The 26,099-nt window shown below is 56.0% G+C and carries 24 protein-coding genes and 2 tRNA genes; 19 read left to right on the top strand and 7 right to left on the bottom strand.

Annotation, left to right across the window (positions count from 1 at the left end):
• Nucleotides 1-175 precede the first annotated feature (175 nt).
• On the top strand, nucleotides 176-604 hold the full coding sequence (locus AC13DE_RS20420; protein ID WP_483048852.1) for an HU family DNA-binding protein: 429 nt from the start codon (nucleotides 176-178) through the stop codon (nucleotides 602-604).
• A gap of 205 nt (nucleotides 605-809) precedes the next feature.
• Here AC13DE_RS20420 and AC13DE_RS20415 read toward each other — a convergent pair.
• Nucleotides 810-885 (bottom strand) — tRNA-Val (locus tag AC13DE_RS20415).
• A 376-nt stretch (nucleotides 886-1,261) separates the two neighbouring features.
• Here AC13DE_RS20415 and AC13DE_RS20410 point away from each other — a divergent pair.
• From AC13DE_RS20410 to AC13DE_RS20400, 3 genes are all read left to right on the top strand, one after another.
• Nucleotides 1,262-2,068, top strand: coding sequence for a crotonase/enoyl-CoA hydratase family protein (locus tag AC13DE_RS20410; protein ID WP_446296080.1), 807 nt, complete (start codon nucleotides 1,262-1,264; stop codon nucleotides 2,066-2,068).
• Between the two features lie 278 nt (nucleotides 2,069-2,346).
• Nucleotides 2,347-5,211, top strand: coding sequence for a hybrid sensor histidine kinase/response regulator (locus AC13DE_RS20405; protein WP_483048851.1), 2,865 nt, complete (start codon nucleotides 2,347-2,349; stop codon nucleotides 5,209-5,211).
• Between the two features lie 709 nt (nucleotides 5,212-5,920).
• Nucleotides 5,921-7,153 carry an FAD-dependent oxidoreductase gene (locus tag AC13DE_RS20400; protein WP_483048850.1) on the top strand — a complete coding sequence of 411 codons (1,233 nt, stop codon included), beginning with the start codon at nucleotides 5,921-5,923 and terminating at the stop codon, nucleotides 7,151-7,153.
• A gap of 297 nt (nucleotides 7,154-7,450) precedes the next feature.
• On the opposite strand, the gene AC13DE_RS20395 is transcribed toward AC13DE_RS20400, so the two are convergent.
• Both AC13DE_RS20395 and AC13DE_RS20390 read right to left on the bottom strand, forming a co-directional pair.
• Nucleotides 7,451-7,525 (bottom strand) — tRNA-Asn (locus tag AC13DE_RS20395).
• 80 nt (nucleotides 7,526-7,605) lie between these two features.
• Entirely contained in the window at nucleotides 7,606-8,517 is a 912-nt protein-coding gene (locus AC13DE_RS20390; protein ID WP_483048849.1) for an MBL fold metallo-hydrolase, read from the bottom strand.
• Between the two features lie 45 nt (nucleotides 8,518-8,562).
• Here AC13DE_RS20390 and AC13DE_RS20385 point away from each other — a divergent pair, with 45 nt between their 5' ends.
• Entirely contained in the window at nucleotides 8,563-9,888 is a 1,326-nt protein-coding gene (locus AC13DE_RS20385; protein WP_483048848.1) for an ATP-binding protein, read from the top strand.
• Nucleotides 9,889-9,934: 46 nt separating this feature from the next.
• On the opposite strand, the gene AC13DE_RS20380 is transcribed toward AC13DE_RS20385, so the two are convergent.
• Entirely contained in the window at nucleotides 9,935-11,335 is a 1,401-nt protein-coding gene (locus AC13DE_RS20380) for an HWE histidine kinase domain-containing protein (RefSeq protein WP_483048847.1), read from the bottom strand.
• Between the two features lie 236 nt (nucleotides 11,336-11,571).
• Entirely contained in the window at nucleotides 11,572-11,997 is a 426-nt protein-coding gene (locus tag AC13DE_RS20375; protein ID WP_483048846.1) for a GFA family protein, read from the bottom strand.
• Between the two features lie 430 nt (nucleotides 11,998-12,427).
• Between AC13DE_RS20375 and AC13DE_RS20370 the strand changes: the two genes are divergently transcribed.
• The gene (locus AC13DE_RS20370; RefSeq protein ID WP_483048845.1) at nucleotides 12,428-14,056 is read left to right on the top strand and encodes an acyl-CoA dehydrogenase family protein; all 1,629 of its coding nucleotides are present in this window, start codon (nucleotides 12,428-12,430) and stop codon (nucleotides 14,054-14,056) included.
• 129 nt (nucleotides 14,057-14,185) lie between these two features.
• Here AC13DE_RS20370 and AC13DE_RS20365 read toward each other — a convergent pair whose 3' ends face one another.
• Both AC13DE_RS20365 and AC13DE_RS20360 read right to left on the bottom strand, forming a co-directional pair.
• Entirely contained in the window at nucleotides 14,186-14,527 is a 342-nt protein-coding gene (locus AC13DE_RS20365) for a hypothetical protein (RefSeq protein WP_446298063.1), read from the bottom strand.
• Nucleotides 14,524-15,459, bottom strand: a complete 936-nt coding sequence (locus AC13DE_RS20360; RefSeq protein WP_278376066.1) for a J domain-containing protein — start codon at nucleotides 15,457-15,459, stop codon at nucleotides 14,524-14,526. Before AC13DE_RS20360 ends, AC13DE_RS20365 begins: the two co-directional genes overlap by 4 nt.
• Before the next feature lie 602 nt (nucleotides 15,460-16,061).
• Between AC13DE_RS20360 and AC13DE_RS20355 the strand changes: the two genes are divergently transcribed.
• The 13 genes from AC13DE_RS20355 to AC13DE_RS20295 all read left to right on the top strand — a co-directional run bounded on the left by AC13DE_RS20355 (nucleotide 16,062) and on the right by AC13DE_RS20295 (nucleotide 26,083).
• Entirely contained in the window at nucleotides 16,062-17,321 is a 1,260-nt protein-coding gene (locus AC13DE_RS20355) for a tyrosine-type recombinase/integrase (protein ID WP_483048844.1), read from the top strand.
• Nucleotides 17,314-17,967: a hypothetical protein gene (locus AC13DE_RS20350; protein ID WP_483048843.1), complete on the top strand. Its 654-nt coding sequence runs from the start codon at nucleotides 17,314-17,316 to the stop codon at nucleotides 17,965-17,967. Before AC13DE_RS20355 ends, AC13DE_RS20350 begins: the two co-directional genes overlap by 8 nt.
• A 72-nt stretch (nucleotides 17,968-18,039) precedes the next feature.
• Entirely contained in the window at nucleotides 18,040-18,228 is a 189-nt protein-coding gene (locus AC13DE_RS20345) for a helix-turn-helix transcriptional regulator (RefSeq protein ID WP_483048842.1), read from the top strand.
• Nucleotides 18,225-18,497, top strand: coding sequence for a hypothetical protein (locus AC13DE_RS20340; RefSeq protein WP_483048841.1), 273 nt, complete (start codon nucleotides 18,225-18,227; stop codon nucleotides 18,495-18,497). Before AC13DE_RS20345 ends, AC13DE_RS20340 begins: the two co-directional genes overlap by 4 nt.
• A 153-nt stretch (nucleotides 18,498-18,650) precedes the next feature.
• A complete protein-coding gene (locus tag AC13DE_RS20335) occupies nucleotides 18,651-19,046 on the top strand; it encodes a hypothetical protein (RefSeq protein WP_483048840.1) in 396 nt (131 codons plus the stop codon).
• Nucleotides 19,046-20,236, top strand: a complete 1,191-nt coding sequence (locus AC13DE_RS20330; RefSeq protein WP_483048839.1) for an AAA family ATPase — start codon at nucleotides 19,046-19,048, stop codon at nucleotides 20,234-20,236. The genes AC13DE_RS20335 and AC13DE_RS20330 overlap by 1 nt, the downstream gene beginning before the upstream one ends.
• 209 nt (nucleotides 20,237-20,445) lie before the next feature.
• Nucleotides 20,446-21,978 carry a terminase large subunit domain-containing protein gene (locus tag AC13DE_RS20325; protein WP_483048838.1) on the top strand — a complete coding sequence of 511 codons (1,533 nt, stop codon included), beginning with the start codon at nucleotides 20,446-20,448 and terminating at the stop codon, nucleotides 21,976-21,978.
• Nucleotides 21,969-22,325 (top strand): hypothetical protein, encoded by a 357-nt coding sequence (locus tag AC13DE_RS20320; RefSeq protein WP_483048837.1) that lies wholly within the window; start codon nucleotides 21,969-21,971, stop codon nucleotides 22,323-22,325. Before AC13DE_RS20325 ends, AC13DE_RS20320 begins: the two co-directional genes overlap by 10 nt.
• Entirely contained in the window at nucleotides 22,318-22,656 is a 339-nt protein-coding gene (locus AC13DE_RS20315; RefSeq protein ID WP_483048836.1) for an HNH endonuclease, read from the top strand. The genes AC13DE_RS20320 and AC13DE_RS20315 overlap by 8 nt, the downstream gene beginning before the upstream one ends.
• Nucleotides 22,650-23,924 carry a phage major capsid protein gene (locus AC13DE_RS20310; protein WP_483048835.1) on the top strand — a complete coding sequence of 425 codons (1,275 nt, stop codon included), beginning with the start codon at nucleotides 22,650-22,652 and terminating at the stop codon, nucleotides 23,922-23,924. The genes AC13DE_RS20315 and AC13DE_RS20310 overlap by 7 nt, the downstream gene beginning before the upstream one ends.
• Nucleotides 23,924-24,490, top strand: coding sequence for an HK97 family phage prohead protease (locus AC13DE_RS20305; RefSeq protein WP_483048834.1), 567 nt, complete (start codon nucleotides 23,924-23,926; stop codon nucleotides 24,488-24,490). Before AC13DE_RS20310 ends, AC13DE_RS20305 begins: the two co-directional genes overlap by 1 nt.
• Nucleotide 24,491: 1 nt before the next feature.
• Entirely contained in the window at nucleotides 24,492-25,037 is a 546-nt protein-coding gene (locus AC13DE_RS20300) for a hypothetical protein (RefSeq protein ID WP_483048833.1), read from the top strand.
• A complete protein-coding gene (locus AC13DE_RS20295) occupies nucleotides 25,037-26,083 on the top strand; it encodes a phage portal protein (RefSeq protein WP_483048832.1) in 1,047 nt (348 codons plus the stop codon). The genes AC13DE_RS20300 and AC13DE_RS20295 overlap by 1 nt, the downstream gene beginning before the upstream one ends.
• The last annotated feature ends 16 nt before the right edge of the window (nucleotides 26,084-26,099 follow it).

The following is a 26,099-nucleotide window of genomic DNA, read 5'->3' as shown; positions in this document are numbered from 1 at the left end:
AGAAAAGGGGCCGACCAAGCTTTCCAACGGTCCCAAGTGACCTTCAGGCTTTCGGTCCGGCCCCCCTGGGCAAGTTAGCAATTCCGTACCCAGTTTGCGACGTCCCGAACGAGGAAACGCTGCACCATTAAAGATACAAGCTAGGCTTGGACGAACCTATATTAAGGATGGTCTCATGAGCAATTCAGCCAAGACAGGAAAATCGACACAGGTTTCAACGTCCACAAAGCCCAAACCGGCCCCGGACTCTTCGGCTGAAGCTGCACCGGTGGCCGCCCTGCAGACAAACGTGGCGCAGGCCGGGGGCGACGGGCCGCGTCCGGTCATTGCCGGGCCAATTATGCGGAAAAAAGAACTGATCGACACCGTTGTCGAACGTTCAGGCATCAAAAAGAAAGACGCCAAACCCGTGATTGACGCGCTGCTCGGTGTATTGGGGGAAGCGTTGGCAGATCACCGCGAACTGAACCTTTTGCCCTTTGGAAAATTCAAGGTGATCAACGAAAAAGACCTGAGCAACGGCAAAATGCTGCGCGTTAAAATCCGGCAAATACAACCCACAGACAACAATGGTCTCAACGATGCCGGATCGGCAAAGCTCTAACGAAATCGCACCATCTTCGGCGTGATCAAGAGCGAGCGGGCCGGCACCCCATCAAGATATCGTGGCAGCCCTACATCGATAGTGCTGCTTGCAAACTCTCTGCAAGCAGTCAGAGGTAGCACGCGAAAAGCTTGTCAATTTTTAACAGACGATGGATGCGCGCTGATCGCCGAAACGGTGCGTTAGTCATCAACATGTGGGGAAATGGTGGGTCGTGAGAGGCTCGAACTCCCGACATCTTCGGTGTAAACGAAGCGCTCTACCAACTGAGCTAACGACCCGTGAGCGATCTACTACCTCAAGGTTCTGGCCTTGTTCAACCCCATAATCCTAACTATTCGCCTTTTTTGTAAAAATATTTGATGCTAGTGTTTTGCGCGTTTTGCCAGGGGATTTCGGCCGCGCTGATGCGTTCCGGGCATACCAAACTTGGACTATGGTAGGTATGGAAAGCAGACTGCCGCGACGTTTGGCCTCCATTGACCAATTCCCACCTCCCGAGCACCCGGAATGCCACCGATAGGTGTATAGGCTGGATCGTCTTTGAAATTATTAACACCGTAATTGCGAAACGGGCTTGAAACTATGGGACTATTGCAATGATGGTGGCGAAATTGAGCGACTTTCAGGTGGCTTGCCGAACATAAAGGAAATTACATGATCGTTGATATCGATATATCAAGCTATCGCAATCTGGACATCAAGGCTCACGATGACGGAGTGTGGGTGGTTACGTTAAATCGCCCTGCGAAAAGGAACGCTCTGGATATCGAAACGATCGAAGAATTGGTGAGCTTCTTTTCCCGCGCCCCGCGTGCAGGCGTTCGCGCCGTGGTTCTGGCAGGCGCGGGGGAGCATTTCTGCGCTGGTCTCGATCTTATCGAACATCATGACCAAGATCGCAGCCCGGCGGATTTCATGCATGTCTGTCTACGTTGGCATGAGGCGTTCAATAAAATGGAATATGGCGGGGTCCCGGTGATTGCGGCGTTGCAAGGTGCTGTGGTCGGGGGTGGGCTTGAGCTGGCGTCCGCAGCGCATATTCGCGTTATGGATCAGACCGCCTATTTCGCCCTGCCGGAAGGACAACGCGGGCTGTTTACCGGGGGCGGCGCGACAATACGTGTTACCGATCTGGTTGGTAAGGCCAGAATGATCGACATGATGCTGACGGGCCGTGTTTATCAGGGAAAGGAAGCAGTGGATCTTGGGCTTGCGCAGTATATCGTCGAAGGGTCCAGTTTTGATACCGCGATGGAGCTTGCGCGCAAAACGGCACAGAATTTGCCGCTTTCCAACTTTGCGATCTGCAGCGCGGTTAGTCACATGCAGAATATGTCAGCGATGGATGCTGCCTATGCCGAGGCGGTGGTCGCAGGGGTGGTCAACACGCAACCCGATGCACGCGCGCGTTTGGCTGCATTTGCCGATAAAAGCGGTGCACGGGTACGTCCCAATTCATGAATGAACAAACTCCCGACCTTAAGGTACAATGCCAAACACCTAGCTTGCATGTCCGGACCTTATGAAAGTAAACCTGCGTATGATGTGTGCACCGGCGCTCCGAAAGGCCCGTCTTGGTCCTTTTAATTCCCCATCGCTTGTGCCTTTGATGACTGCATTAACAGTGATCGTTGAATGGTGAATATTCGACGATGCGCATGATCTCAAATAGCTGAGTTTTCTAACAAGCAGAACACGCATTCTTTTTGCAGCCGGTAACAAAAGACAGGAAGTTGGTAATGAGGATTGATCTCGACACGATTTTTGCATCAGCACCTTCACCCTATGTTCTTTTGGACCCAGATTTGCGGATGGTTTGGGCGAACGAGGCTTATCTTGCCGTCACGGGGCGTGAACGTGACCAGCTCATCGGGCGTATCATCACCGAAGAATTCCCCGCGAGCCCGGATTCCGTCTCGGATCAGATGCTACGGGGTTCATTTCGACGCGTGCTTGCGACCGGCCGGACAGATCACCTTCCGTTGATCCCATACCCGATAGAGACTGACGGAAAACTTATCGAGAGGTTTTGGAGCGCGACACATACGCCGATACTGGATTCAGCGGGGCGTGTTGAGTTTATCCTGCAAAACACCATGGATGTGACCGACCTTTACCATGATGAAAACAATCCTGCGGATGAAACGTTTACGCAACGCGCGACTATCCTGAAAAGAACCGAAGCGGTCGCGCATGAAAACCTGGCTCTCGGCGCGATGACGGAATTTTTCAAGTCCGCCTTTGACCAAGCACCAAGCTTCATGGCCATTCTCAATGGACCCCAGCATATTTTCCAAGTTGCCAATACATCCTATACCGACCTGATCGGAGGAAGGTCGATTATCGGCAAGCCGGTTCGTGAAGCCCTGCCGGATCTAGACGGGCAGGGGTTTTTCGAACTTCTCGATGACGTCTATGCTTCGGGCGATGCGGTGTCGTTCAAGGGAATGCCCGCGCAAGTAATACCCGACCCCGACAAGCCGCCGGTACAGTTATTCGTGGATTTCATTTTCCACCCGATCAAGGACGGTTCTGGCGGTGTCACTGGTATCTTTGTTCAAGGGCACGACATCACTGGCCAAAAAATAGCCGAGGCAACCCTTACGGTCGAAGGCGAAAAATTCCGGTCCATGGCACAGACCATGCCGAACCACGTCTGGACTGCCGAGAAGGACGGGTCGTTGAACTGGCTGAATGATCAAACCTATGTTTTTACCGGCTTCAATGAGGGCGATCTTTACGGTACAGATTGGGCAAAAGTCGTTCATCCAGACGACTTTCCGCTGGCGGTAGAAAAATGGTCGACTGCGATTGCCGAAGGCACCGACTATGATACAGAATTTCGGATAAGAAAATCGGATGGTGACTTTAGGTGGCACCTGGTGCGCGCAGCACCGCTGCGCACGCAAGAAGGGCTGACGATAGGCTGGGTCGGAACCAACACCGATATCGAGGACCTCAAGATCGCCGAACGCGAGATCGAGGAATTGAACAATTCTCTTGAACTGCGTGTCGCAAAGCGCAACCGAGAGCTGGAAGAGCTCCACGTCGCGCTGCGGCAAAGTCAGAAGATGGAAGCCATCGGTAATCTTGCCGGCGGGATCGCACATGACTTCAACAATTTGCTTCAGGTCATCACCAGCAACATACAGATTATTGCACGTGATATTCCCGATGGGGCACCGGCGCAGGTCCGCGTCGAACAGGCAATGGAAAGCGTGCGACGCGGTGCAAAACTCGCCTCCCAGCTTTTGTCGTTCGCACGTAAGCAACCGCTTGCCCCCAAGGTGATAAATCTTTGCAACCTACTGACCAACACGACGGATATCCTGCACAGTGCCATCGGAGAGGGCGTGGCACTGGAAACCAGTTTTGCCAGCGACCTGTGGAACACAAGCGTCGACCCGAGCAACATGGAAAATGCGGTATTGAACCTGGCGATCAACGCGCGTGATGCCATGGACGGCAAGGGTGAGTTGAGGATCGACGTCAGCAACATAGAGCTTGATGAGGCATTCACGCAGTTATACCCGGATGTAACGCCCGGGCAGTATGTGATGTTGACGGTGAGCGATACCGGCAGCGGAATGTCTCCGGACATCATCGACAAGATTTTCGAGCCGTTTTTTACCACCAAGGCAGACGGGCACGGGACCGGCCTTGGCTTGTCAATGGTATACGGCTTTGCCAAACAGTCTGGCGGCCACATCACGATTGACAGCGAGGTAGGGGTCGGAACCACCTTCAAAGTTTATTTGCCAAGATCCTTGCAGGACGAACAAGTCGTGCAGCCGCCTCAGTCAGGCGGACTGGTTGGAGGCACGGAGACGATATTGTTGGTCGAAGACAACAACGACGTCCGGGCAGCGGCAGTAACGATGCTGGGGGAGCTCGGGTATACGGTCATCGAAGCGGCAAACGCTGATCGCGCCATGCTGATCCTTGAAGCCGGTCAGGATTTCGACCTGCTTTTTACAGATGTAGTGATGCCCGGCACCGCGACTGCCAGCGAACTCGCCGACAAGGTGAAGGAACTGAAACCTGATGTCCCGGTGCTTTTCACATCGGGCTATGCACAAGAATTCATTATGCACGACGGCAGTTTAGACACCGGCATTCAGCTTCTCGGAAAGCCGTACACCCAAATTGAACTATCGCAAAAGATCCGCGAAGTTCTGGGTAGCAAAGGCATGCCCCGGCCAAACCGACCCCAGCAAACCCCTGCTTCGTCGCAATCGTCCAAACAGCGACCAACCGGATCGACCATCCTGGTGTGCGAAGATGACATACTTATCCTGACCGATACCGCAGATGTATTGCGGGATGCCGGGTATAAGGTTTTTGAAGCCGAGAATGCGACCAAAGCCTTGGAGATAGTAAAGACCGCGCAGGTGGACCTATTGATAACCGATATCGGATTACCCGATCAATCGGGCGAGGATCTGGCGCATGAGGTGAGAGGTTTGAACCCTGACATGCCGCTGGTTTTTGCCACCGGGGGCGTTGATGACGGGTTGGTGACCAGGATGGATAACTGCCAAGTCTTGGGTAAACCGTTTCAAGAGGCAAAGCTTCTGGACGTCGTGGAAACTGCCTTGAGATAAAGCGACCTGTGACGCTCGCCTTGTCGCAGGCATGTACCAAACTTGCGCCCATAATCAAGCTATTAGAACGCTTGGAAAGCCGGTTTGTTCCGGCTTTTCACGGCTGAAAACAACGTGTGAAACCGGTGCGCCAAATGCCGCCAAAACCGGTCGGCGCTTCGGCAACTTATTGCACACACTGCATAAATGCGACACCACGGAATAAATACGACATTTCGTTTTTTCAGGTTGGGTTCATAGTGAATTCAGGGATGGCATTCCGCTGTCCCGGTTTGCAAACAAGAGTATGCAATTATGACAAAACCAGCTTCAAAACCCGATACAAAAAAGTCTTCATCGAAACCTGGCGATAAGCCACAGCAGAAGTAAGGCCACTTTTTCGTTTCCCAGTAGCCGCCTCGTTACAACCGGGGCGGCGATTGCATTTTGATCGCAAGAACACGTCACACCCCTGCTGATTCTTCCCCCCTATGCAGCAATTCAACGTAGTTTTCGGAGTAAATCTGGACGCTTGACGGCGATCACGACCACGGGCTGTTTCGCGTCCGGCGATGCGGCGCCCCAACGAGCTTGCTCAATTCGTACAGCGGGTAAGGATGCGTCACCTGGCGCAGATTTTGCTTCAGCCGGTTTGTTTTTTTTCCGGTACGTGAAAACACCCACGAGGATGCCTATCTAACAATAGAAGACGTGCCTAGGGAACAGACCCATGCGATCGTTAAAAACTCAATGTGTGATTTCGGGTGGTGGCCCCGCAGGGTTAATGACGGGATATCTGTTGGCGCGACAAGGCGTAGACGTCACCGTGTTGGAAAAACACGCCGATTTTCTCCGTGATTTCCGAGGCGACACAATCCATCCATCGACCTTAGAGGTTTTTCACGAACTGGGACTGTTGGATGAACTGCTTTCACGCCCTCATCAGAAAATCCGACACGCTTCGGTCACCATTTCAGGTCAAAGCTACAAGATCGCCGATTTTGGCCAGCTCCCAACGTTTTGCAAATATATCGCGATGATGCCGCAATGGGATTTTCTCGATTATTTAGCCAAGGCAGCTTGCGAATACTCGAATTTCAAGCTCCTCAGATGTACCAAGGCCGAAAACCTGATTGACCAGGGCGGGCAAGTTACCGGCATAAGCGCAAGCGACACAGATGGTCCCTTGGTCATTCACGCCGATCTTTCGATCGCGGCCGATGGGCGAGGCTCCGCACTCCGCGACGGCTCAGGGCTGAAGCTGGACGACATCGGAGCACCGATAGATGTGTTCTGGATGCGTCTACCCAAAACCCCGTCACAAAAGTCTGTGTCGCTGGGGCAGGTGGGAACAGGCGGGTTCCTGGTGCAGCTTGACCGCGGGGACTATTGGCAATGTGCTTTGCCGTTTCAAAAAGGCGATGCTGATATCATTCGCGCGCAGGGTATCGCTGCATTTCGTCAGCGGGTTTCGGCAATTGCCCCGACGCTCTCAGCCTCGGTTGCGACGTTGACCTCGTGGGAACAGGTCAAACTGTTAACAGTGCAGGTAAATCGGCTTAGAACGTGGTGGCGCGACGGCTTTTTATGTATCGGCGATGCCGCTCATGCCATGTCTCCGGTGGGTGGGGTCGGGATAAACCTGGCTGTTCAGGACGCCGTTGCGACCGCACGGCTTTTGGGGCCACCCCTCCTGGCCCGGGCCGTCGGCTCACAGCACCTTGCCAAAGTGCAAAAGCGACGAGCCTGGCCCGCATCCACGACCCAGAATGCCCAGGTGATCGCTCATAGATTTGTGCTCCTGCCTGCGCTTGATGCAAAATCGCCGCCCCAAGCGCCGTTGCTGATCAAACTATTGGATAATGCGGCTCTCTTGCGCGGTATCACCGCAAAGGCGTTGGGGCTGGGGCTTAGGCCTGAACATTGGAAAGCGACCACTGAACCAAGCTCTGTTACCGGTTAATCTTGAGCCATTACCGTTTGGCCCGTTCCAGTCACGGCTTCCGTTTTCAAGTGGCCCGACAACCTCGCGCGAGGGGATATTCTGTGCGGCGTCAGTATGGAGAAAATACATCGCCTCCTCACGTTAACATTCGTCAAACCGCTTGGTTTGCCGATGCGCTTTTTGCAATCTCAATCTTGCCAATTCGCCTGGAAGAATGCTGGCCATTTTGTGTGCCGCGCTCCACCGGTTAGACACAGACAAAGAAAAAGCCCAGTATGATCAGAAAATCTATCATACTGGGCTTTATGTATTTTTTGGCTCCGACGGTAGGGATCGAACCTACGACCAATTGATTAACAGTCAACTGCTCTACCGCTGAGCTACGTCGGAACGGTCTGGGCGATATAGCAGTGGTATTTTGTGGCGTCCAGAGGTTTGAAGCGGTTTTTTCACATTTTTCTTTTCAGATTTCACTTAAGATCAAACCGCGTCGTTTGTGAAAGCTCGCCGAGCGGTACCACCGCGCTTTTTCCGGTAAGATCAATCAGATGGGCGAGCACATTTCGGGTTGCCGCCCCAAGCAATGCCGCAGGCGTGGCCGTGTAGATCTTCTGGGCAATCTCGTTTGCCGTGGCAGGGCCATTGTTCAATACGGCCAATATCTCTGCTTCGCGGGTCATACGATGAGAGACCAGCCACCCGAGCCTTGCAGCGGGGTCAGTCACGGGGCCGCCATGGCCCGGATAGAAGACGCGCCAGTTTTGTGCCTGTAGCCGTGCGCACGAGGTCATGAAGTCGGTGAGGTCACCATCGGGGGGCGAAACCAGGGAGCTGGCCCAGCCCATCACATGATCGGCGGTAAAACAGGCGTCTTCCCAGCCAAGACAAATATGATTTCCTATGTGTCCTGGGGTATGAATGACATCAAGCCGCCAGGTATCGCCAACAACGGTGTCCCCATCCTTCAGGTGCCGGTCCGGGGAAAAAGACGCGTCGATACCTTCGCCGCCGCCCAATTCCGTATCCAGCATAAGCTGCTTCATCACCGACGAACACCCCGCAGTTGCGTCACCGAAACCCAAAATCGGTGCGCCGCTTGTTGTCGACAGCTGCCGCGCCAGTGGAGAGTGATCTAGATGCGTATGTGTGACGATGATGTGGCTGATGTGCTGGTTGGGCCCGATCGCCTCCAGGATGGCGTGAAGATGCGCGTCTGATAGGGGGCCGGGATCAATGACGGCGATGTCGGATGTGCCCAGCAGATAGGTGTTCGTGCCGCGATACGTCATGGGTGACGGGTTATCAGCCACGATCCGGCGCAGCCCCGGTTCAAGGGTGATTGCCGTACCGACAGGGGGGTCAAAGTCATCAGGGGGCAGCATGGTTTGGCCTTTCATAGGGAAGGATGGCTGGCTAAGGTCTAACCCATGTTCTTTACCTGGCTCAAACGATATGTGCCCCGAGGCATCTATGGACGCGCAGCGTTGATATTGTTGTTGCCCGTGGTGATTTTGCAATTGGTAGTGACGGTTATCTTTGCGCAGCGGAACTACGAAGGTGTCACCACGCAGATGACAGACACGGTGCTGCGCGAGGTCGCCCTGGTTCTTCAGACGATCGATCAGGCACCGTCGCCCGAGGCAGGGGTGCAGCTGGTGAAGCAGCAGCTTGCACCTTTAAACATGAGGGTGCAGACAATCTCTGCCGATGATGTACCCGCCGCGCACCGGCTTACCTGGTATGATTATTCGGGTCGCGTGATGATCGACAGGTTTCAGAACCGGCTGGATGGATTCTTGCGCCTTGATCTGCGCACGCCGGGAAAGGTGGGCCTGTTTGTGCAAACGCCGCGAGGACCCGTCGAAATCGGTTTTGATCGGCGCCGTATATCAGCGGCGAACCCGCATCAGCTGTTTGTCTATACATTCACGTTCGGCTTTTTGATGACGCTGATATCTTTCGTGTACCTGCGCAACCAACTGCGCCCGATCAAGCGCCTGGCCCGTGCAGCCGAAGCGTTTGGACGTGGACGCCATGTGCCGTATAGCCCCGGCGGTGCGGTTGAAGTCCGGGCGGCGGGCAATGCGTTTGTCGACATGCGTGCCCGTATCGAACGCCAGATTGAACAACGCACTCTCATGCTGTCGGGGGTCAGCCATGACCTGCGCACGCCTCTTACGCGAATGCGGCTCAGCCTGTCGATGATGGACGACAGCGAGGCAGAGCAGCTGTTGCAGGATGTTGACGATATGCAGCGCATGCTGGATGAATTTCTGAATTTTGCCAAAGGTTCGGCAGAAGGGGAGCCGGAGAAGGTTAACCCTCATCTGTTGATGGAGACCGCAGTGGCCGCCGCTCAGCGGGCAGGGCGCAACGTAACCTTGCTTGCACCGCAAGGCGATGGCACCGGCATGATACGCTTGCGTAAAACAGCCTTTTTGCGGGCCGTCGACAATTTGATTTCAAACGCGGTCAGGTACGGTACCCGCGCCGAGGTATCGGTGCTGTTCACTGAAAAAACCTTGCGTGTACGGGTCGAAGACGATGGGCCGGGCATTCCGGAGGATCGGCGCGCCGAAGCTATTCGCCCATTTTCGAGGCTTGACCCATCACGCAACCAGAACAAGGGCGGAGGCGTGGGGCTGGGCCTTGCCATCGCATCCGATATTGCACGGGCACATGGCGGGGTGCTGCGGTTGGGAATGTCTGAAACAATGGGCGGTCTACGCGCGGATATCGTCATTGCGCGTTAACAGGGGGCGTTTCCGGGCCACCAAGGGCCAAGTGCTCTGTCGCTTTCTATTGAACGAGCCGGATCAGACGGTTTACCAGGTCTTGTTCTCTGAATGGTTTACTCAGCATGGATGCACCGCCAAACCCGCCCCCCAAGTCCGAGCTGTCTACCTGACCGCTGAGAATGAGGAACGGGATCGCATGTTTGGACAGTTGTAATGCAACAGCTTCTGTCGTCTCTCGTCCAAGGTTCACATCCAACACCGCCGCATCTGGGGTTTTGCGTATCGCTTGCAAGGCGTTGGCCACGGTTGTGAAGGGGCCGCTCACGGCTGCACCACGGGATCGAAGAATATCGGCAATGTCCAGACCGATGATTGGGTCATCTTCGACAACCATGATCTGCTGACCCGACAATGTGCCGTCGCTGACTCTCGCGTCGTCAGTTAACATGGGTGTCGAGGGCTCGATTGGCTTGTCAGGGGTCTCTTTTAGAAAGCTGTTGTGCACGACTATTTCGCACACCAGGCCGTCGGTGGCAAAATCGAGACCGACAGTCCCTTCCTCGCGCATGGCATTTTTCAGGATCGTCGATCCTATTCCAGTCCGTCTTTTTGCAGGCAGCGGCGGCCCGCCTGTTTCGATCCACTTTATAAGAATCTGACGTCCAACCCCACGGGTCAAGTTTATCGCAACTTCTCCGGTCGACTCGGAAAGTGCCCCATGCTTCACTGCATTGGTCAGCAACTCGTGAAATATCATCGCAAGCGCCTCAGACGCTTCGCCGGAAAACCAGACGTGGGTATCCCCGGTGATCGAGACTCGTGTCTGCCATCCCGCGAAGGCTTCCAACTCCATGGTAAGGATATCGTGAAGGCTGGATCGCTCGGCCTCTTTGGCGACCAAAACCCTGTTGGATCGTGCCAATGCTTCCAACCGTTCTGTCAAGGTTTCTGCAAACTCTTCAATCGTCGATGTTTTCTTTGAGGCGTGACGGATCATCGAATGCATGATGGTAAACGTATTCGCAACGCGGTGATTGAGTTCCTTTGAAAGTAATTTAAGACGGTCCTCGTTTTGCTTTGTTTCAGTGATATCAATCACATGGCCGATAAGTTTTGCGACTTGCCCCGAGTTGGAAAAGATGGGCACACCCTTGGCGCTGATCCAGCGGTCCACACCGTCGGCACGACGTATTTGGGTTTCAAACGACCAGGGTATCCCGTCGTTAAAGGAGGTTTCCAAAAGGGTGCCGACGCGCTCCCGATCCTCTTCGAAAACATAGCCTAAAAAGATCTCAGCGCTCCAGTGATCCAGGAGCGTGTCATGACCAAAAATCTGATCATGCCGTAGATTGCGCAGGGCCAGGCCCGTGGCGGCGTCCAGTTCCCAAATTCCGATTTCGGATGTCGCAAGTAGAAGGTCTAGGTGATCGCCGCCATTTTTCAAAAAAGGGAAATCGTTCATTGTAGAAACTCTTGAGCAAAACTGTTCCAATAGTACGCGATAATTCGGGTACCGAACAGCCGTGAAATCATTATGTTGTAGGCCGATATCACTTTCGCGCGGCGGTAGTCTTAGCCAGTGCCAAAGTGATCATTTATCTGTGAAAGCGCGCGGCGTGGCAGCCCGCCGTCGGCGGTCACCCAAGCGGCTGTGTTGGAAAAAGGCCACCATTAAATTCGGCCGTCACATGTCGGTATTTAGTTATCAGGTTGCCAATCTGGTTGCGTGGCAAATGAAACGACGTCTTCACTTAAATCATCCCAATGCGGTTTGTCTTGACTGAATATGACGACTTCGACTCTCAGGTCGCGCGCGTCGTCCATGGTACCCAAAGACAGTGTCACATGGTTCGGTGTCCGGGTGTTCTGCCCGTAAACAGGACTGCCGCACGTGGGACAGAACATCTTTGTCACCGTTGATCCAGTGGCAGATACATATTTGAAACGATGGAGATTTCCTTTCACGGTTACCGCATCCAAAGGAAACATCGCGCCCACGGTATGTCCTGTCCCGCTTAATCTGCGACACTCTTCGCAATGGCACTGCGCGACCACAAGGGGTGCCCCATTCACGGCGTATGTGACGCCGCCGCATAGGCATTTTCCTGTGTATCTGTTTTCCATATCTCAAGACGCGCATGAACAGCCGTGGTGCGCAACGATAAAGTAGGAAAGACGTGATCCTGTTTGAAAACCTGAGACACGCCGTATCAGTTGGCTCTCGGCTCCCGCTGCGTGGCAAAGCCGTCTTTGCGGTCTGGTCAAGCCGAGGGCTTTGCACAACCGAAGGGGTCAACATCATTGAATAACCCCGCGCTTGTGATGCGGGCAGGGCGAATGGCAAAGCTGGACAGCACCGCAAGGGGTCAAAACCACGCGCCATGCTTGAAACAGGCAGGCCAAAGCCCATAGATACGTAGCGTAAAAGTTCACTTCAGAGTGGATTTTGCGGCCACTGCGGAATAGCATTCAAGCCTCACGGCTTTGGTTGTCGGGCCTCTTGATCATAGGGGTTTCTTCCGGCCATTGCGACTGTCCCCGAAAGATGCTTCCGATGTCCCACACCGCCCCACGATCCGACCTTGGTACCCATGAGGTCCATAACCAACCTGGCGCCCGCGGCGATTTTGATCTTTGGCAAAGCGACCCGGTCATCAGGCTGAATGCAGCAGGTGCGGCCAACCAGGACACCCACCTTGGCGATTACGCAAGAACGCTGGGTCAGGCTAAAATGCGTGAAGCTGCGCGCGACGCCAATCGCCACACACCCGAGCTTGTGTTGTTCGATCGCGGCGGACGAAGGCTTGACGAGGTGCGATATCACCCGACGTACCACCGGTTTATGGAAATTTCCGTGGCGGCAGGGTATTCGGCCGTCGCTTGGGAAGGGTCACCGGGTGGGCACGCGACCCATGCTGCAATGGTCTATCTTGCCAGTCAGGTAGAGCCGGGTCATTGCTGCCCGTTGACGATGACCTATGCATCCGCCCCGGTGATCGCGGCAGCGGAAGGTCTTTCCGCCGAATGGCAGTCGAAAATACTTTCGCGGCGCTACGACCCTTCGGTCGCCGAGATTGCCGAAAAGCACGGCGCGACCATCGGCATGGCAATGACGGAAAAGCAGGGGGGGTCGGACGTCAGGGCCAACACGACGCGGGCGGAACCTGACGGTTCGGTGTGGCGACTTACCGGGCACAAGTGGTTCTGTTCGGCACCCATGTCCGACGGGTTCCTCACGCTGGCGCAGACCCCCAAGGGGCTGACGTGTTTCCTTGTGCCGCGCTGGCTGGAGGGTGAGCGGAATGGCATTCGCATCCAGCGGTTGAAAGACAAACTTGGAAACCGGTCCAATGCGTCCGCCGAGATCGAATATGATCGCGCCCTTGCATACCAGATCGGGGAACAAGGGCGCGGGGTCCGCACGATTGTCGAAATGGTCCATCACACCCGACTGGATACCGCCATTGCCCCGGCTGGTCTGATGCGCGCCGCATTGGTCGAGGCCCATCATTGGGTTTCGCACAGAACTGCATTTCAGAAAAACCTTGTCGACCAACCTCTCATGCGCACCGTTCTTGCTGACTTGACCCTTGACTGGGAAGGATCGGTCGCGCTTGGAATGCGTGTGGCACATGCGTTCGATGGGGCCACGCAGGAAGACCGTGCTTTCGCACGTATCGGCGTGGCATTGGCAAAATTCATGAGCAACAAGCTTTGTCCGGTTGTCGTCAGCGAAGCGATGGAGGTGCTTGGCGGTATGGGCTTCATAGAAGACACACCGCTGCCGATGCTTTACCGCGAGGCCCCGCTGAACGGAATCTGGGAGGGTTCAGGCAATGTCATCTGCCTTGATGCCTTGCGTACCCTTGCAAAAGAGCCGCGCGCAGTTGACGCGTTGAACGCCGAACTTGACGCGCCAGCGGGGCAGGACACGGGCTATGACGCTGCGCTACGCGCTTATCGTGCAAGATGGACATTGCTTCCCTCTGAAGCGGAAGCCCGGTGGTTTGTTGAGCAGACTGCACTGCTGTTGACGGCCGCGGTTTTGATTAGGCAAGCACCGGAACCGATAGCGGACGCATTCGTCGCGACGCGGTTGTCAGGGGACCGGGGGCGTGTCTCTGGCACGGTCCGTAACCTCGATACGCGCGCAATCCTCGCCAGACTTGGCCGACCTGACTAACGCGCTGCGCCGCCACGACAGGGCCGCCAGTGGTGCGGTGTCGCATGCGCCATGCTGTGCGGTTTTCCGATCGCGGATGCCGTGGTCGTTGTGATCATCGTGGCAAGCGCGATGGGTCTGGTTTTGACGTCACCCGGCTTCATCGGCCTCAAGTAACCTTTGGGACAAGCGTAGCTTGGTTTCGGCTGGCTCTGCACAAATGGCCTGGACAATACGGTCAAGCCGGCAGTGAGCCCCATGCAGCTGGTCGAGGAGCGACATGATGATCACCAAGGCATCCTCGTTAACCTCGAAATCGTCCGTCAGCTCGCATAGCAACGTGATACGGCGGATGTCTACGGTGCGATATCGTGGACCCCGTTGGGTGGTAACGGGGGTGATAATCCGCAAGCTTTCAAAATGGCGCAGGCGCTCGGGCGTAAGGGGGCCGATCCTATCGATCATCTCTTCCAGGGCGTAGTCGTCAGTCATGCTGTCTCCTTTCCGGCGCGGGGATCATAGGCATGATCCGCTTTCCAGCCTTCCATGAAGTGTTTCAATGCATCGTCAATCTTGGGCGGCGACACGATGCGCAACGTTATGCGGTGATCTCCGTGACCATTGCGCGTCTTCAGTCCGCGCCCCCTGAGGCGCAGCGTCTGACCAGAACTGGCACCTGCCGGCACTGTGACATTCACCGTGCCTTTGATGGTTGCCGCAGGGACTTTGCCGCCCAAGATCGCCTCGTCGATGGAGATTGGAAGCGTGGTGAGGATGTCATCGCCGTCACGCTCGAATGCGGGGTCGGGAAGCACTTCGAGCACAATATATGCATCGCCGGGTTGTCCCGCACCAAAGCCAGGTTCGCCCTTGCCGCGCAGGCGAAGGGTCTGGCCGTCGCGCGCGCCTTCGGGAATGGTGACCTCCAGGGCGTTGCCGTCAGGCAAGGTGATGCGGGTCTTTGTCCCCCGCGCGGCATCAAGAAACGGAACCGCCAAGCGATATTGCGCATCGTGTCCGTGCATGTCGCCCGGTGCAGCACGGCCTGCTCTGGCACTGCTGCGCGCGAAGTTCGCAAAAAAGTCGTCCGCATCGAAACCTTCGGCGAACGGGTTGCCGGCCGGGCGGGATCTGCCCTGCGTATATGCGTTTTCAGGCCGCCGCGCTTCATCACGATAATAACCACGCGGTGCCTGTTCCGCTTGCGAAGCGTCGATCTCCCCGGCATCAAAGCGGCGGCGCAATTCCGGATCCTTCAGGAGTTCGTAGGCTTGCCCCGCTGCCTTGAAACGTGCTTCGGACGCGGGATCATCTGGATTGAGGTCAGGATGCTCTGTCCGCGCAATTTTGCGGTAGGCTTTCTTTATCTCGTCAGCGGTGGCGGTCTTTGACACGCCAAGTGTCGCGTAGGGGTCCAGAGTCATCGTGCACTCCACATTGGGTATGAGAGTAATTTATTCCAAACAGGCGGGATTGCAACGCGTGGTTCAGGTTTTCGGTTCCTTTGCAATGCATTGGGCATCGACGCGACCCGGCATAACAACGAAAATTAGAGGTGATACAGTGTCGGTAAGCGGCCACTCACGGCGGTTATGAAGCGCCACCGACCGACCATCGCCCACGCGCAAGTTCGGAAAATACACCCGCCATCACGTTCATGCCCACACCCCCGGCTTTCAAGGTGCCACTTCATTCAAAGTCTGCGCATGTCTGGAGCCGATAAACATCAAGCCTGACCTCTGGTGGTTCCTGACACGGGCATCCGGATCTGAACTCCGCAATGCAGCAACAGAATTAATCCCTTCGAAACAGCGCCTAAGGTGTAGAATAGCTATCAATTTAACGGGCTGCGGGGTCAGATTGGACGTGGAGCGGGTAACGAACTCCAACGGCATGTATCATGCCAGTCTGTTTTAGTATCAATTTGCCAATAAAATATAAGGATTTACGTTTACCCTTGTATCACGCTGCACCTTACCATAGCTATAAATTACATTATTTTGGGCGGGTCATATGTGGGGTGGATATGCCGAAGCGTGCTAAGGAACTATCTGCGATAGAGGTTAGAAGGCTTGGAAGTGGCGTTCACAACGTGGGCGGTGTGGCAGGGCTTTTGATGCAGGTATCCGACAACGGTGCGCAATCATGGCTCCTGCGCGTTCGGGTGGGGGATAAGCGGCGCGAGATCGGTTTGGGTGCGTTCCCTGAGGTGAGCCTTGCAAAGGCGCGTGAGAAGGCCGCAGAGACAAAGGAAGCGATCCGCAACGGGGTTGACCCTGTAGAGGCGCGCAAAGCCGCTAGATCGGCGCTGCTGTCGTCTCAGCGGAAAGGGCTGACCTTCGTAGAGGCGTTTGAAAAATACGCGGCCAAGAAATTGCCTGAACTCACTACTGAGCGGTATCGCACTCAATGGCGCGCTACCGTCGAGAAATATGCCTTTCCCGAACTTGGCGGTATGCTGGTGCAGGACATTACCCGTGAGGACGTTTTGCGGATCCTGCACCCTATCTGGGAAAGCAAAACAGAAACCGCCGCCAAGGTACGGCAGCGGGTGGAAAAGACGTTGGATTACGCCAAGGCGGCGGGGCATCGCACGGGTGATAATCCGGCGACATGGCGCGGCAATCTCGAACTGGCACTATCGGCACCGAACAAGATTGCGCCAAAAGAAAACTATCCGGCATTGCAGCTTGATGATGTGGCGCGCTGGTGGGTGGACCTGCAAGAGCGCGAGGGGGTAGGGGCTACCGCTCTCGCGTTTCAGGCTTTGACCGCTTCACGCACGGGGGCTGTCCGGTTTGCGACGTGGGATGAAATCGACTTGGACGCGAGGCTCTGGACAATCCAGCCGGGGCGCGCGTCCAGCAAAATCCCCAAGACAGGTAAACCACACCGCGTTCCGCTGACAGATAGCATGATTGCGCTGCTGAAAAGTTTGCCGCGCATGGGTGATCTGGTTTTCACTTCCCCGCGTGGCGGCGTTATGTCGGATGCGACTCTGGGCAAGGTCATGCGCTCAATACACGAGGCGGATATTGAACGAGGCGGCGTAGGCTATGTGGACGCCAGAACCAAGGCGCAGGCCGTACCGCATGGGCTTAGAAGCTGTTTTCGGGTTTGGGTGACTGAGCGCACCGAATTTGATGGCGACATGGCAGAAATTGCCTTGGCGCATATGGTGGGTAGCAAGGTCCGGCAGGCTTATGACCGTTCGGACATGATTGAGAAGCGGCGGGTGATGATGGCGGCATGGGGCAGGTTCTTGAGGGGTATGCAAGATGAATGAGTGGGGTGTACCTGATTGGCGTGACGCAACGGCTTATGTTGGAGAACCCGACTGGCACTTGGCGCGTTGGAAATGGGAGTTTCTGAGGCGGCGCAGCGATCTAAGAATAGAGTTTGATAACAAGAAAGCGGCCGCTTATGAGCAAGATGAAGCTTGGACACAGATAGATGATACAGTGCCCCTCTCGGAGTACCCAAGCCCTGAAATGGCGGGTTTTTGTGTATCAACCTTTCTGATCGAGCCAGACTTTCCAGCGCCGACACGCCTTCCAAACCCTAGGATTGGCAACCAGCCTCCTGACTGCTTGCCACGATTGAAGGATGGTACCTTGACCAAAGTTGCAAAGCGCGACTTACCTTTTGATAGCGGGTTTTATCGGGTTGATTTTGACCTATCACGACCAATAGAACCACAATTAAAGGCGGCTAAGAGTGCCTTGAAATCGTTTCAAAAAGAGTATGCTGGCAAGGTGATTGGCAAGCGCAGACACCCTGAAAAATGGCCCACTTATTTGAGGGTATTAGATGCAAGGGACGCAGGCGCGTCATGGGCGGAAGTTTCAGAAATTCTAACGTATTCAGCGGCAACTGAACAGAACGCCCGCGACATTCATATGCAGGCCCTAGCCTTGTGTTTTAATTTCTAGTTTTAAATCGCAATCCCCAAGCATGAAATAAGAGGGCAACTAAAGAGCAACTTGTAACAAGGAGTTGCTCTTATGCCTGACACATATCTTTCAGATAAAGACCTGTCCAACCGCTACAGTATTACACGCAATACTGTGTGGCGCTGGCATCGTGAGCGGGCAGACTTTCCCCGCGCTGTCAAACTTTCCCCGAACTGCACACGCTGGAAACTGAGTGAAATTACCGCTTGGGAAGCCTTAAAAGTCGAGGTGGCAGCATGATTCCTCAGAACCAACGCGACAACTTTGAACGCACATCGGACCTTTTGCACGAGGCGCGTGTACTGCTGACCGCTCTTGAATTGGCAGATGATAACGCGCCTGACCGCAACAATCTGGACCAATACGCTCAGGCCGTACCCGCACTGATCCGTATGCTGGAAATCAAGCTGATCGAGGTCAAAAAAAGCCATTCTTTTGAATGGGTCGGCATCGGCGGCAAGTCAAATGACCTGACTGACGACGAAATCAAACTGGCGCGGGGTGTATGATTTGAACACTCTGAGAAAAGAAAACGCCGCGAACCTTGCAGGGTTCAACGGCGTTAAAATTACTTGTGAAACCGTCCAGTTTCCCGATGAATTTAGCCCAGAATGGGCCGGAGCGCCAGCAATTATTCTGCGCCACTTTTGCGGGGTGGCGGCATGAGCAAGACTCTTAGCAAATACATGCCTGACGCTTACAAGCGCGTGGCTCGCACGGTGGGCTATTCGCTGCTGCTGACTGACGCTGACGCTTGGCACGGCCTGACGGTGGTGCTGACTGCGCGTCTGACGCCTCAAGAGCGCGGCGCTATGGCGTGGGCCGTTCTGCGGTCCCTGACACCTGACCAAGTTGTTGCCGTGGCTGAAACGGTCCTGCCCGAAGGCTCAAGCGCACCGATTGCCCCGCTGTTCAATCATATGGATGAGGCGGCTTTCTGGGCTGATATGGCCGAACCTGAGGCGCTTGAGGCGTATTGCCTTGCCAGCTTCAATGCCATGCCAGCCCCGCGCAAAACGGCTTTCCTTGAGTTTGTGCAAGGGAGGCAGGTAGCTTGATGCGAGATTTTGCAGACATGGCGGGGCAGCTGGACGCCCACAATGCGGAATATCCGCGTGACCGCTTTGACGACTTGCCTAATGGGATCATCCGCCCCGGTGTTGCATCGCGGGCAGGCGATCTGGAAAGCGCAATGCAATCGCTGCAATCAGTAAAGCCGATATTGAGCGGGCGCTATTTGGTCAAAGGCTGGCTAGATCGTGGGTCCGCTTCAGTGGTCTATGGTGAAAGCAACGTCGGCAAGACCTTCTTTGCACTGGACCTTGCATTACACGTTGCCGCTCGCTTGCCGTGGCATGGGGTCAACGTCGCTGGCATGGGTGAAAAAGAGTGGCCGGGGCAAGTTTACTATCTGGCGCTTGAGGGTGGTTCTGGTTTTTCAAACCGTATATGCGCAATGCGGAACGAACGCCCTGACATATTTGAGCGGATAGAGACGGCTGGTGACTTTGTGCCGTGGCCTGTCGCTATCGACTTGCACGGCGCAACTGATGGCGAAGCCATTGTGCAGGCAATCAACAACACGTCCGAACCTACGGCCCTGATAGTTATCGACACCTTGGCGCGGGCTATGGGTGATGGTGATGAAAACACCGCTAAAGATATGGGGCAGTTTATCCGCAATGTTGACCTGATCCGCGCACAAACAGGTGCGCACGTCATGGTCATACATCACAGCGGCAAGGACGCCAGCAAGGGCGCACGGGGCAGCGGTAGCCTAAGAAGTGCGATTGACACTGAGATTGAATTGACCCGCTCAGGGTCCGTTGTAATGGCTGAGACGAAGAAGCAACGGGATATGCCGTCCGGCACAGTGTTCGCCTATTCACTGCGCGGCGTGTTCATTGGCAATGATGAGGACGGCGACCCGGTAACGTCTGCCATTGTCGAGGTTGCCGAACCTGTAAAGAAGGTCACACGATTGAAGGGCCAAGCACTGATTGCCATGCAGGCTTTCGGTGATGCGTTGGCGGATCATGGCGAGACCAAAGCAGGTGAGGCGTTCCCGACTAACCGCAAGTGTGTGTCTTTGGATCATTGGCGGGAATACTGTGATCGGCACAGCCTGACGGATGGTGCAGACGCAAGCGCTAAGCGTCAAGCGTTTGGCCGCGCATGGAAAGCATTACAAGAGAAAGAGATTGTCCGCGTCCTTGATGGCTTTGCTTGGAGGTGCGCAGATGAATAGCGTGACAACCGTGACAAAGCGTGACGTGTCACGTCCTGTTTTCGATCATCTAAGCGTGACAACCGTGACAACACCCTATGGGGTGTCACGTTATGTCACGGCGATCTGGGCTAAGGCTCAAATGGTCCCAATGCCCCTTTTCCAAAGCATGGGTGGGACCGACAATAGGACTCTTTCTTTCTCTCTCCCAAAAATTCGGGGGAAAGATCATGGATAGGGCATCGAAAGAGGCATCGGCGGCGCTGCGTTTCCTGCCTAAGCTGGTTGTTCCTGAGGGGCGGCTTGCTGGCAAACGGGTAAAGCTGGCGACGTATCAAAAGCAATTTGTTCGCGGTGCCTTTGCCAAGGGTATCGAGGCCGGGGTTTTGTCGATCGGTCGCGGTAACGCAAAGACGAGTTTGAGCGCAGGCTTAGCGCTGGGGCATCTGATGGGCGAAATTGCCCCTCAACCAAAACGTGAAATCATCTTTGCAGCGCGGAACCGCGATCAAGCGAAAACGGCCTTTGGTTTTCTTCTAGGCTTCATCGAGGGCTTGCCTGAGGACGAACAAGAACAATTCACGATCCGGCGCGGCTCTAAGCTGGAAGTCGAAACCTCAGAGAATGGCGGCGGTCTGGCCCGTGTTATCGCGGCTGACGGCAAGTCTATTCTAGGCGGTGCGCCCACACTGGCAATCTTGGACGAACGGGCCGCATGGGAACGAGAAAAAGGCGATGCGCTGGAAAACGCTATCCTGTCCGGTCTGGGCAAGCGGGATGGGCGGGCGCTGATTATCTCAACATCGGCTCCCGATGATTCCAATACTTTTAGCAGGTGGATCGACGAACCACCCCCCGGAACCTACGTTCAAGAGCATAGACCAAAACCGGGATTGCCGCCGGACGATCTGGCCTCCCTTCTCATTGCAAATCCCGGCGCGTCTGAGGGCATTGGTCCCTCTGCTGAATGGCTGGTGGCGCAGGCACGGCGGGCGATTGCGCGGGGCGGCTCTGCGTTGTCCAGTTTCCGCAATCTTAATCGCAACGAACGTGTGGCCTCTGACGATAGGTCTGTGCTGCTGACGGTGGACGAATGGCTTGCCTGCGAGGTGTCGCCTGACGATCTGCCCCCGCGTGACGGCCCCGTTGTTCTAGGTATCGACCTTGGCGGGTCGCGGTCTATGTCAGCGGCGGCGCTTTATTGGCCTGAGACGGGTCGCTTGGAATGTGTTGGGGCTTTCCCATGCAATCCGGGCCTTGCGGATCGTGGGCAGGCTGACGGCGTGTCTGGGCGCTATGTCGAGATGCGCGACCGGGGCGAACTGGTGACAATGGGTGAAGCAACCGTGCCTGTCGCCCGTTTCATGGCTGACGTTGTGAACAAGCTGCACGGCCAAGCGCCTGCGGCAATCGTGGGCGATAGGTTCCGCCATGCTGAATTTGTCGAGGCTTTGCGTGATGCGGGCCTTGATCGTGTGCCTTTCATCTGGCGCGGATTTGGATGGAAAGACGGCTCTGAGGACTGCGAACGTCTGCGCCGTGCCGTGTTTGAGGGCGAGGTGAAAACCATGCCGTCACTGTTGCTGCGCTCTGCATTTTCTGACGCAATCACGCTGGTGGACCCGGCGGGCAATCACAAATTGGCGGCTGGACGTTCAACAGGCCGGATCGACCCCGTTGCGGCAACCGTTCTGGCCGTTTCGCAGGGCGTCCGTATGCGCCGCGCACCCACACAAGCAAAAGGGAGATTGGCATGGGGCTAACACAAATTGCATCCCGCCTGATTAAAAAGCATGGGCAGGCGGCAACATTGCTGCGCCCCGGTGAGGGCACCGACGATGGTTATGGAAACGTGATCGACGGCCCCGATGTGCCTTACCCCATCACGCTGCTGTCTGCGACATATGCAATCGAATTGCAGCTTATCGCGGGCGGTTTCTTGGACGTGGGCGATCAAAGGGTGCTGGTGTCTGTCGAGGGTTTGGCCGTTGAACCCGTCACCACGGACAAGCTGCTAATTGACGGCACCGAATTTGAGGTGCGGCGGGTTTCACCGCTTTCCCCTGCGGGGGAGGTCATATTCTGGGAAATGCAGGTGCGCGATGACTAAGCGCAAAGAACATGTGCGGCACTCTGCGAACGTGACACGCGGCCCCCGTTGGCGGGCTTTGCGGATGCAGGCGTTAGAACGCGACGGCTGGGCCTGTGTCCAGTGTGGCACTCACAAGCGGCTTGAGTGCGACCATATCAAGCCCGTCCGAACACACCCCGAACTGGCTTACACCCTTAGCAATTTACAAATTTTGTGCGGTGCCTGTCACACGCGCAAAACCCGAATTGAGGTGGGGCACAAGCCCCTGACCCCAAAGCGCCAACAATGGCGCGATCTGCTGCGCGATATGCAGCGCAACCCGTCGAGCATAGGAGATACATCATGCTGACATCGAAAAAGCTGGAACTGCGACGTTCCGAAATCCGCCAAAACCTTGCTGAATTGGCAAACATCGAAACCCCGTCTGAGGACGAAACCCGCAAGATGGGCGAACTTGATACGGAGTACCGCGCCAAGGAAGCCCAATACCGCGCTGCACTTATCTCTGAGGATGAAGAGCGTAGCACTGCCGGGGCCGAACTCGAAACCCGCTCTGAAAAAGAGTGGAATGAAATTATGGCGGGCTTTGAAATGCGCCAAGTAGCCTTAAGCCTTGATGAAGGTCGCGCTCTATCCGGACAAACAGCGGAAATTGTCACAGAACTGCGTAGCCAAGGCGGATATCGCGGGATTCCAGTACCCTATGCGGCGCTTGAAACCCGTGCGGGCGAAACAATCGCCAGCGGTACACCTGATCCGATTGCCACACGTCCTTTGATTGAGCGTCTTTTCCCGGCTTCTGTTGCGGCGCAGATGGGCGTCCAGATGATCAATATCGGCACCGGGGCGCAAGAAACCCCTGTCACTACATCGGCAATCACAGCGGGCTGGCAGGCAACGGAAACGGGTAACGTGCCGGGGCCATCTGCTTACACCACACTTGACCGTCCTTTGAAGCCTGACAACACGTTGGGGATTCAAATGCGCATTACCCGCAAGACCTTGCTTCAAAGCGGGTCGGCACTTGAGCAAGCGATCCGGCGCGATATGAATGGTGCAATGGCGCAAGAAATGGACCGGGCTATCTTTAACGGGTCTGGCACCAATGGCGAACCCACGGGCGTTTTCACGGGCGCAGCGGCTTGGGGCATTGAAGAAACTGACCTGAGTGCGGCGGCGACATGGGCCGCGATCCGTTCTCAGGTGGTTGCCTTTATGACAGCCAATGCGGCAACCGGGCCTAGTGCCGTGCGTTTGCTGATCCGCCCTGAGGTTTGGGACACGATGGATGGTGCTTATATCACCGGCACGGCGGTCACTGAATGGGATCGTCTAAAAGCTGCTGTCGGTAGCATTTCTATGTCACACAATGCCTTGCCTGATCCTGCGTTGCCTGCTAGCGGCGTCGGTGGCGACCCACTGGAAAGCAAAGCACTGCTGACCACATCGGCGGGCGGTGTTGCACCTGTGTTCGTCGGGCTTTGGGGTGCGGTCGATCTGATCCGCGATCCTTACAGCGATGCACAATCCGGTGGCCTGCGTCTGACGGCGCTGTCCACAATGGACACAACAATCAGCCGTGCGGTGCAAACCCGCGTCCTGACAGGCGTCCAATAATGCTCTGGGGCGGTTCCAAAGGCGGGCTTGAAGTCCGTACCTCTGCGGACGGGTCAACCGTCCTCAGGGGCCGCTTTCCCTATGCAATCCCGACTGTCCTTAGCGATGGTCGGGAAAAGCGCAGCGAAGTATTTGAAGCGCGGGCGTTTGGCGCGTCCGTTGCCGATGGTGGTGACGTTCACTTGCTGGTGCATCACGACATGAATAAGCCGCTGGCATCCCGTGGGGCGGGTTCCCTGACCCTTGAGGATACCGACGACGCGCTGACATTTGAGGCCACACTTGCGCCTGAAATGCGGTCTGTCGGATATGTGCAAGACTTTCTCGGCACCTTGGCGGCGGGGTTGGTGGGTGGAATATCCCCCGGCTTTCGCGTCCCCCAGGGCGGCGACATTGTGAAGCGTTCCGGCGCTGGCATCATGCGCGTCGTGCGGTCTGCTGACCTGATCGAGATTAGCGCGGTGACAAAGCCCGCTTATCCGTCTGCGCAAATTGAGGCACGGAACTGGACGCCTGACCATGCCGTGAAACCCCGCGCAAATGCGGCCCAACGGTGGAGGGCGTGACATGACAGACTTATTGCAAGAGACTGAGGAAACGCCAACAAGTTATCCGGCAAGCCCAGCTGGAATGTCGGACCCCGCAACGTGGATTGATGCGGCGATCATTTGGGAACGGATCGAGGCTTACACCCGCACACGATACACGGCCCGACGGGTGGTTTGGACTGTCGAGGGGCGCGAGGGTGAAAACTGGAAACCCCCGCTGATCCCTATGACATCCCAAACGGCTGAAAAGTGGGAAAGCGGCGGCTGGGTGGCCGTCACCTTGCCAGACGGCCCCGTTGGTCTGTGCCTGCCCTCTGATAGCGTGTTCAAGGTCACTGCGCAGGTAGGCGGTGGTACACCCCCGGCGGCGGTCACTGAGGCGTTCCGACGCCTTGCTGAATACATGGCAGACGGCGACGACGACCGTGCGGGCGTGTCCAGTTACACGGTGAACATGGGCGGGGCTATTCAAGAAAGTTATCAGCGCAGCGCGGCACACGCGGCCCGTGCGCTTCAAAACAGCGGGGCGGCTGATCTGCTGCGCCCATATCGGAGGCAGAAATAATGTGGCCATTCAAACGCAAAACTGAAACGCGGGCGGCGTCTGGCGCTGGCTATACCGCGCAAATGATCCAAGCCCGAACGGCCTATATCACAGGCACAAGCGGGCGGGCCGAATTGACGGCCACGGTCCAAGGGGCGGTCACGCTCTGGGAAAATGGTCTGTCTGTCGCTGACGTGGACGGCACGGACCTATTGACCCGGCGGGCGCTGGCAATCGCGGGGCGCATGTTGGCGCTGCGTGGTGAGGCGCTATTCTACATCACTGATGACACGCTTATTCCTGTTTCCGAGTGGGACTTATCCACCCGGCTTTCCCGTCCAACGGCCTATCGCTTGACTTTGCCCGAATTGGGCGGCGGCAAAACCATCACGGCCCTTGCTGGCGAGGTTTTGCATTTTCGGATTGGTGCGGATGCTGTCCAGCCGTGGTATGGGACGGCCCCCTTGCGGCGGTCCAGCCTATCCGCTGACCTGTTAGAGATTATTGAGCGGGCGCTTGTCGAGGTCTATGGTGACGCGCCTTTGGGATCGTCTATCGTGCCAATGCCTGAGACACCGGAAACCGACCTTGCGGACATTGCGCGGGGTTTTCGTGGCTCACGCGGTAAGGTGCTGGTCAGAGAATCGGTGCAGGTTCAAGCGGCAGGCGGTCCAGCCCCCGCGCAAGATTGGCGGGCGAACGATCTGACCCCCGACCTTTCCAAAGCCATGCTTGATAAAACGCTGGATCAAGCCCGCGACCAGATCAACGCTGCCTATGGCATCTTGCCCGGCTTAAACAACAAAGCGACCACGGGGCCGATGGTGAGGGAAGCGCAGCGGCATCTTGCAAGCTGGACCTTACAGCCAATGGCTGAGGGCATGGCAGAGGAACCCACGGACAAGCTGGGAAGCACGGTCACACTGGACGTTATGCGGCCCCTACAGGCGTTTGATAGCGGTGGACGTGCAAGGACCGTTACGGCGCTTGTGAAGGCGCTGGCAGAGGCCAAAACAGCGGGTGTTGATCCTGCAATGGCCCTTAATCTTGTCGATTGGAAGGAATAGAGATTAGAAACCGGGT

Source organism: Sulfitobacter sp. L-8, assembly GCF_056859255.1.
Note: the sequence above shows the minus strand (reverse complement) of the source record. Positions and strands in the feature narration are given on the sequence as shown.

What these genes read in the sequence shown, in the direction of transcription:
- AC13DE_RS20360 (WP_278376066.1), bottom strand. Translation starts at nt 15,459, where the DNA reads ATGACTCTGGACCCCTACGCGACACTTGGCGTGTCAAAGACCGCCACC.
- AC13DE_RS20295 (WP_483048832.1), top strand. Translation starts at nt 25,037, where the DNA reads ATGTGGCCATTCAAACGCAAAACTGAAACGCGGGCGGCGTCTGGCGCT.
- AC13DE_RS20335 (WP_483048840.1), top strand. Translation starts at nt 18,651, where the DNA reads ATGAGCAAGACTCTTAGCAAATACATGCCTGACGCTTACAAGCGCGTG.
- AC13DE_RS20340 (WP_483048841.1), top strand. Translation starts at nt 18,225, where the DNA reads ATGATTCCTCAGAACCAACGCGACAACTTTGAACGCACATCGGACCTT.
- AC13DE_RS20365 (WP_446298063.1), bottom strand. Translation starts at nt 14,527, where the DNA reads ATGACTGACGACTACGCCCTGGAAGAGATGATCGATAGGATCGGCCCC.
- AC13DE_RS20315 (WP_483048836.1), top strand. Translation starts at nt 22,318, where the DNA reads ATGACTAAGCGCAAAGAACATGTGCGGCACTCTGCGAACGTGACACGC.
- AC13DE_RS20330 (WP_483048839.1), top strand. Translation starts at nt 19,046, where the DNA reads ATGCGAGATTTTGCAGACATGGCGGGGCAGCTGGACGCCCACAATGCG.
- AC13DE_RS20350 (WP_483048843.1), top strand. Translation starts at nt 17,314, where the DNA reads ATGAATGAGTGGGGTGTACCTGATTGGCGTGACGCAACGGCTTATGTT.
- AC13DE_RS20385 (WP_483048848.1), top strand. Translation starts at nt 8,563, where the DNA reads ATGTTCTTTACCTGGCTCAAACGATATGTGCCCCGAGGCATCTATGGA.
- AC13DE_RS20390 (WP_483048849.1), bottom strand. Translation starts at nt 8,517, where the DNA reads ATGCTGCCCCCTGATGACTTTGACCCCCCTGTCGGTACGGCAATCACC.
- AC13DE_RS20380 (WP_483048847.1), bottom strand. Translation starts at nt 11,335, where the DNA reads ATGAACGATTTCCCTTTTTTGAAAAATGGCGGCGATCACCTAGACCTT.
- AC13DE_RS20320 (WP_483048837.1), top strand. Translation starts at nt 21,969, where the DNA reads ATGGGGCTAACACAAATTGCATCCCGCCTGATTAAAAAGCATGGGCAG.
- AC13DE_RS20355 (WP_483048844.1), top strand. Translation starts at nt 16,062, where the DNA reads ATGCCGAAGCGTGCTAAGGAACTATCTGCGATAGAGGTTAGAAGGCTT.
- AC13DE_RS20400 (WP_483048850.1), top strand. Translation starts at nt 5,921, where the DNA reads ATGCGATCGTTAAAAACTCAATGTGTGATTTCGGGTGGTGGCCCCGCA.
- AC13DE_RS20325 (WP_483048838.1), top strand. Translation starts at nt 20,446, where the DNA reads ATGGATAGGGCATCGAAAGAGGCATCGGCGGCGCTGCGTTTCCTGCCT.
- AC13DE_RS20420 (WP_483048852.1), top strand. Translation starts at nt 176, where the DNA reads ATGAGCAATTCAGCCAAGACAGGAAAATCGACACAGGTTTCAACGTCC.
- AC13DE_RS20405 (WP_483048851.1), top strand. Translation starts at nt 2,347, where the DNA reads ATGAGGATTGATCTCGACACGATTTTTGCATCAGCACCTTCACCCTAT.
- AC13DE_RS20410 (WP_446296080.1), top strand. Translation starts at nt 1,262, where the DNA reads ATGATCGTTGATATCGATATATCAAGCTATCGCAATCTGGACATCAAG.
- AC13DE_RS20305 (WP_483048834.1), top strand. Translation starts at nt 23,924, where the DNA reads ATGCTCTGGGGCGGTTCCAAAGGCGGGCTTGAAGTCCGTACCTCTGCG.
- AC13DE_RS20310 (WP_483048835.1), top strand. Translation starts at nt 22,650, where the DNA reads ATGCTGACATCGAAAAAGCTGGAACTGCGACGTTCCGAAATCCGCCAA.
- AC13DE_RS20370 (WP_483048845.1), top strand. Translation starts at nt 12,428, where the DNA reads ATGTCCCACACCGCCCCACGATCCGACCTTGGTACCCATGAGGTCCAT.
- AC13DE_RS20300 (WP_483048833.1), top strand. Translation starts at nt 24,492, where the DNA reads ATGACAGACTTATTGCAAGAGACTGAGGAAACGCCAACAAGTTATCCG.
- AC13DE_RS20345 (WP_483048842.1), top strand. Translation starts at nt 18,040, where the DNA reads ATGCCTGACACATATCTTTCAGATAAAGACCTGTCCAACCGCTACAGT.
- AC13DE_RS20375 (WP_483048846.1), bottom strand. Translation starts at nt 11,997, where the DNA reads ATGGAAAACAGATACACAGGAAAATGCCTATGCGGCGGCGTCACATAC.